This window comes from Marinobacter sp. ELB17 (genome assembly GCF_000169375.1).
Classification (GTDB): Bacteria; Pseudomonadota; Gammaproteobacteria; order Pseudomonadales; family Oleiphilaceae; genus Marinobacter.
This window is the reverse complement of the sequence record NZ_AAXY01000019.1, coordinates 69,649-75,865: the sequence shown is the minus strand read 5'-3', so window position 1 is coordinate 75,865 and position 6,217 is coordinate 69,649. Positions and strand designations below refer to the sequence as shown.

5 protein-coding genes are annotated in these 6,217 nt (G+C 57.2%); 1 reads left to right on the top strand and 4 read right to left on the bottom strand.

Annotated features, from left to right (window positions below):
• Positions 1–78: 78 nt before the first annotated feature.
• From MELB17_RS17010 to MELB17_RS16995, 4 genes are all read right to left on the bottom strand, one after another.
• Entirely contained in the window at positions 79–756 is a 678-nt protein-coding gene (locus MELB17_RS17010) for a rhomboid family intramembrane serine protease (protein ID WP_007351552.1), read from the bottom strand.
• Positions 756–1,778 carry a metallophosphoesterase gene (locus tag MELB17_RS17005; RefSeq protein ID WP_007351551.1) on the bottom strand — a complete coding sequence of 341 codons (1,023 nt, stop codon included), beginning with the start codon at positions 1,776–1,778 and terminating at the stop codon, positions 756–758. Before MELB17_RS17005 ends, MELB17_RS17010 begins: the two co-directional genes overlap by 1 nt.
• Positions 1,779–1,780: 2 nt before the next feature.
• Complete coding sequence (locus MELB17_RS17000; RefSeq protein ID WP_007351550.1) at positions 1,781–2,665, bottom strand: NAD(+) kinase; 885 nt, start codon at positions 2,663–2,665, stop codon at positions 1,781–1,783.
• Positions 2,666–2,881: 216 nt separating this feature from the next.
• Entirely contained in the window at positions 2,882–4,975 is a 2,094-nt protein-coding gene (locus MELB17_RS16995) for an NADPH-dependent 2,4-dienoyl-CoA reductase (protein WP_007351549.1), read from the bottom strand.
• A gap of 119 nt (positions 4,976–5,094) precedes the next feature.
• Here MELB17_RS16995 and MELB17_RS16990 point away from each other — a divergent pair, with 119 nt between their 5' ends.
• Positions 5,095–6,180 carry an AraC family transcriptional regulator gene (locus MELB17_RS16990; protein WP_007351548.1) on the top strand — a complete coding sequence of 362 codons (1,086 nt, stop codon included), beginning with the start codon at positions 5,095–5,097 and terminating at the stop codon, positions 6,178–6,180.
• Positions 6,181–6,217 lie beyond the last annotated feature (37 nt).

The following is a 6,217-nucleotide window of genomic DNA, read 5'->3' as shown; positions in this document are numbered from 1 at the left end:
TCTCTTAATGCCCCACCTTTTGGTGGGGTTTTTTTATGCTTTTCGCCTGCCTGGCGGTGGCAAAACTACAGCCACTTTCTACCGTCGCCTGCCCGGCGGTGGCCAGAGCACGGCCACTATCAACCCCGCAACAAAACCACCCAGGTGGGCTTCGTTGGCCATGTTGCCCATGCCCAACATGTTGGGCAGCGGGGTAAACCCCAGGACCATCCACGCCAGGGCGAAGGTGATCAGCGCCGGCGGGAACTGGAATCTGGGCAACCGCCGCTGGCTTAGCCAGCAATAGCCCATAATGGCGTAGACCACCCCCGACAAGCCACCAAACAGCGGGCCAGTGACCAGGTATTGCAGCCCATTCGACAGCAGGCTGGCCACCAACGCCAACACCAGCAGCCGGGTTCGGCCGTCTATAAACTCGATTTGACTGCCCAGGAACCACAACATCACCGAATTGAAGATGATATGAGGCCAGCTAAAGTGCAGAAAATCTGGCGTAATCAGGCGCCATACCTGGCCTTTCGACAGGGTATCCAGTAACGCGTTCAGGCGTTCAGCCAGGCTGAACCATTCATACTGGCGGGGGTCGACTATCATCAAACCGGCAGCCAGTTCGTTGCTGCTCATGGCGGTTAGCCACACCGTAACCACCGCAATCACGATGACACTGATCACCACCGGTGCATGACCGGGCGCCGGCTGCCAGCGGCCGTTGACGATGGGTGAACGGCGGCCGGGTTTTATCTGTTGATCGTCCATTAGCGTGCCAAACTGTCTTCACTGGTGGGGTAATTGCGTTGGTCTATGTTACTAGGCCATTGCACATCTACCCATACGAATTTATCCGCCGACAAGACTCTTTCGCCGTCCATACGATAGGCCGCCAGCTTGCCGTATTTTACTGCGCTGTAGTCAACACAGGCCACATTGGATTTTAGTTGTGACGGTTTGCCGTCCATCCAGTAATGGCCCACAAACACCGGGGGCGCATCCAGCGGATAGCTCAATAGCTGGCGATGTTCATCCGGCGTTAGCACATGCACTGCCACGTCTGCGGGCAAGGGGTCGGGTTGGAATACCACGTCGGCGTAGGTGTGTGGATTGTCTGCCCAGAACTTGGTGCGGAAAAACGTGCGTACAAACCCGTCACTGCCGGTAATCGCGACACCTTCCGGCAAGCGCAAATCGGTGCCGCGCAGCAGGGTGTCCATCACTTCGCCGGGGAAAGAGTCACTCACCGACGAGGCGTGCAGAAAATCTTCAGTAATGCAGCCGTCAGGGTGTTCCTGGCGGAATCGGCTAATCAGGCCATCGTCCCAGCAGGCGTGCACGGCACGGAAGTGTTCGTCGTCTATACACAGTGGGATGGTGTAAAACCATGCCAGGAAGTCTTTCCACTCGCCGGGGTGGGCCTCGAACTGCTCGAGAGTCTCTTTGATCAGGCGGTTGTGGCGGGGTATGTGCTCACGCAGGTAGGTATTGCCGCTGTCTGGGCGGGCACGGGTACAGTAGCCCAGGGCGTTGTACTCGTGGTTGCCCATCACAATGCGGGCCGAGCCACGCTCGACCATGTCGCGCACCAGGTGCAGCGCTTCGCGGATGCGCGGGCCACGGTCGATAATGTCGCCGATAAAGATGACCTGCCGGCGCTTGTGCTCGTACACGCCCTTCATCTTGGTATAGCCCATCCGTTGCAAAAGGCTTTCCAGGGTAAGCGAACAGCCGTGAATATCGCCAATAATGTCGTAGCCGCGGCAGGGATTGCTGGACGGTGTGGCCATGTTCAACTCGCTGTTGTGTTGCTGGCCCAGCCAAGTTTATCCCGGCAGGTGGCGTAAAAGTTGTGATCGGTTGGGTGAATCAAACGGATTTTGAACGGTTTTTTACTGATGCGAATGATGTCACCCGGCGCGCAGGCAATGTTCATCTGGCCGTCAAAACTGACCTGCGGGTAAGCTTCGTTTGTTTCGCCAATCACCAGTTTTATTTCGCTGCGACCGTCCACCACGATGGGGCGGCTGCTGAGGGTGTGCGGGAACATCGGCACCAGCACAATGGCATCCAGCTTGGGATGCATAATGGGGCCACCGGCGGACAGGGAATAGGCTGTGGAGCCGGTAGGCGTGGCGACAATCAGGCCATCGGAGCGCTGGGCATACACGAAGTGGCCGTCGATAAACAGGTCGAAGCTGATCATGCGGGTGGATTTTCCCGGGTGCAGCACCACATCGTTCAGCGCCGTGCCAAAGCCCAAGGGTTTACCGTTGCGCTCTACGTGGCCGTCCAATAGAAAACGGTGCTCAACAATGTATTCGCCCTTAAGCACTTTGCTCAGGCGCTCTTCCAGATCGCTGGGGGAGATATCGGTCAGAAAACCCAGGCGGCCGCGATTAACGCCCAACAGGGGTATTTTGGACTTGGCCAGTTCACGGGCAGCACCCAACAAGCTGCCGTCGCCGCCGACAACAATCACCAGATCGCAAATTTCACCCAGCAGCCTTTTACTGGCAACCTGCTGGCCGTGGCCGGGAAGTATGCTGGCCGTGTCTTCTTCCAGAATTACCTGGTAATTGTTGGCGACCAGGTATTGTTTGAGCTGGCGCAAGGTTTCAACCACCTTAACGCTGCCCATGCGGCCAATCACACCAATGTTGCGAAATTGCTCCATGGAATTTCCTGTTGTTCTGCCGGGTTGCCATTCTAAAGCTGGCAGCCCGCTAGTACCAGCTTGCAAACTGGCGGATCGATAATGGCAGTTTGAGAATGCCAGTTTGAAAGTGCCAGTTTGAAAGTGCCGGCTAGAGAATGCCAGTTTGAAAGTGCACGGCAATAAAGAACGGGCGCCAAGCGCCCGTTAAAAACTCCTGATGCTGAGGCTGAGCCTTTACAGCTCGGCGGCTAAGAAGCAGCCCTGGTTGATGGCGCGTTTGGCGTCTAGCTCCGCTGCCACGTCGGCACCTCCAACCAGGTGCGTCGAAACATTGGCCGCTTCCAGTTCTGCCTGAAGCTCGCGCATTGGGTCCTGGCCTGTGCAGATGATGATGGTGTCCACCGGCAACAGCTTGTCTTCGCCCTGCTCCGCATGCTTGGCAGTAACGGTGATGTGCAGGCCTTCGTCGTCAATTTTGCGATAGCTGACGCCCGGGATCATCTGTACTTCACGATGCTTGAGTGATGTACGATGAATCCAGCCGGTTGTCTTACCCAGGTTCTTACCAATTTTAGAGGTTTTGCGCTGTAGCAGATACACCTGGCGCGCCGGCTCTGGCAGCTGGGCTTCTACGCCCTTCACGCCACCACGATGCTGACCACTGAAATCTACACCCCACTCTTTCATGAATGCGTCAGTATCCAGCGCGGCGGAAGCGCCCTGATGGGTAATGAACTCGGACACGTCAAAACCGATTCCGCCGGCGCCAATCACCGCAACGCGCTTGCCTACGGGCTTGCGATTTTTCAGCGCATCCAGATAGCTGATCACACTGGGGTGTTCAATGCCGTCGATGTCGGGCATGCGCGGCTGAACGCCGGTGGCCAGAATGACTTCATCATAACCGCCAGCAATCAGATCCTTGGCGCTAACGCGGGTATTCAGGCGCACGTCTGCATTGTGTTTTTTCAACATAACGCCGTAATAGCGCAAGGTTTCGTAGAACTCTTCCTTGCCGGGAATCAGTTTGGCAACGTTGAACTGACCGCCAATTTCCTCGCCCGAGTCAAACAGGGTGACTTTATGGCCGCGTTCAGCCGCGACCGACGCCGCTGCCATACCGGCCGGGCCCGCGCCCACCACCGCGATGTTTTTCGGGTTGGCGGTTTTCACGTAATTCAGTTCGGTTTCGTGACAGGCCCTTGGGTTGACCAGGCAACTGGTCAGCTTGTTGCTGAAGGTATGATCCAGACACGCCTGGTTGCAGCCGATGCAGGTGTTGATTTCCTGGGAGCGATCTTCGGCGGCTTTTTGCACCAGTTCGGCATCGGCCAGGAAAGGCCGCGCCATGGACACCATGTCCGCATCGCCTTCAGCCAGAATTTTTTCAGCCACTTCTGGCATGTTGATGCGGTTGGTGGTGATCAGCGGAATGCTGACTTCGCTCTTCAGCCGCGCAGTGACTTTGGAAAAGGCGCCGCGGGGAACGGACGTCGCAATAGTGGGTATGCGAGCTTCGTGCCAGCCAATGCCGGTGTTGATCAGGGTAGCGCCGGCTTTTTCGATCTCTTTCGCCAGTTGCACCACTTCTTCCCAGGTGCTGCCGTCTTCGATCAGGTCCAGCATCGACAGGCGATAAATCAGAATGAAGTTCGGCCCTACCCGTTCGCGCACACGGCGAACAATTTCAATAGGCAGGCGAATGCGGTTTTCGTAGCTACCGCCCCACTGATCTGTGCGCTGGTTGGTGTGGGCCACAATAAACTGATTGATGAAATAGCCTTCGGAACCCATGATTTCGACGCCGTCGTAGCCTGCTGTTTGGGCCAGCTGCGCGCACACGGCGTAGTCTTCGATCTGTTTTTCAATACCGGCTTCGTCCAGCTCTTTGGGAGTGAACGGATTGATAGGCGCCTGAATGGCAGACGGCCCCACCAACTCCGGTGAGTATGCGTAGCGACCGGCGTGCAGAATCTGCATGCAGATTTTGCCATCGGCCTGGTGCACGGCATCGGTGATGATCTGGTGCTGCTTCACTTCGTCGTCGGTGGTCATTTTTGCAGCGTGCTGAAATACGCCGCCTTCTTCGTTGGGCGCAATACCGCCGGTGACAATCAGGGCCACGCCGCCACGGGCGCGTTCAGAGTAAAACGCTGCCAGGCGCTCAAAGCCGTTTTTGGCCTCTTCCAGGCCGGTGTGCATAGAGCCCATCAACGCGCGGTTGCGCAGCTTGGTAAAACCCAGATCCAATGGCTCCAGCAAATGGGGGTATTTGCTCAGCCCCGGCGTGGCGGCTGCGTTAGGATTGGTGGCGGTCGTCGTAGTCATGCGTCTTCCTCATTATCGAGCTTCTATTTTTTGTATAAGCTACCCTTGTGTTTGCGGTTCAACAATATCCTACGGGCACAATTTGCTATCCTTGAGTGACTTTTTAAAAGCCTGAACCAATGCTGACAACAAAGACTACCAAGCCGAAATCGGCTTACGCCCTAGGTGACATAAGCGTGCTCTATGCTGCGGTGCTGTTGCGTGCCGCCGCTGCAGAAGGCGCAGACGCCGCGGGGCTGGGGCACCGGTTTCGGCTAGACGCACAAACCCTGGAGTCCGCAGAGGCACGCATCAGCATTCCCCGTTACATGCGCCTGGGACATGCCGCCATCACCGAAACCGGCAACCGCGCTCTGGGTTTGCGTATGGGGGCGCTGTCACGGCCTGTGGATGCGGGCCTGGCGGGGTTGGCTGGCGAGTGCGCAGCCAGCGCTGGTGTCGGTCTGAGCACACTGATTCGCTATGCTCTGCTCACCAGCCAAAACAGCCGCGGTTTACCCGAGGTACAAAGTGCAACTCGCAAGGCGGTGTTCTATTCCATCCGCCCCTATAACGACTACAACTGCTTTGTTGTGGATTCGGTTCTGGCGGCCTGGACCCAGTTTTTACGAACGCTGACCGGCGATTATGGGGTGCTGGAAAAAGTGCAGATTGAGTACCCGTCTCAGGGGATGGACGAGCTGTATGAAAGCTGGTTCCGCTGCCCTGTGCAGTTCGGCGCCGCTGAAAACAGCCTGGTGGTAAAAGCCGACACATGGCAACAAACCCCGCGCCAAGCCCAACCGGCCATGCACGGCGCGATGGTTCGGCAATGTGAGCAGCAATTACAGCAAGTGCAACGGGGCTGGACGCTGCAACAACAAGTGCAATACTGCTTAACACCGCTGTTTCAGGGCAAAACCCCGGCTTTGGGCACCGTCGCCGCAAAACTGGGCCTGACGCCATGGACCCTGCAAAGGCAACTGGCCGCCGAAGGCATAAAGTATAAAGAGTTGGTCGACAGCACCCGTCAGCAACTGGCCGTGGACTACCTGCGCGAAACCCGCCTGTCGCTGGCGGAAGTGTCGTGGCTGCTGGGCTTTGCTAATCCGGCGGCTTTTCATAAGGCTTACAGGCGCTGGTTTGCGGTTAGTCCCGGGGAGCATCGTAAGTGGCTGACTGGCCGGGGGCACGCAAGTCGGGGGCCAGACTGGGGACGGATTTGAAATCCCAAGTCGGGGACGGATTTCAAATCCGTCCCCA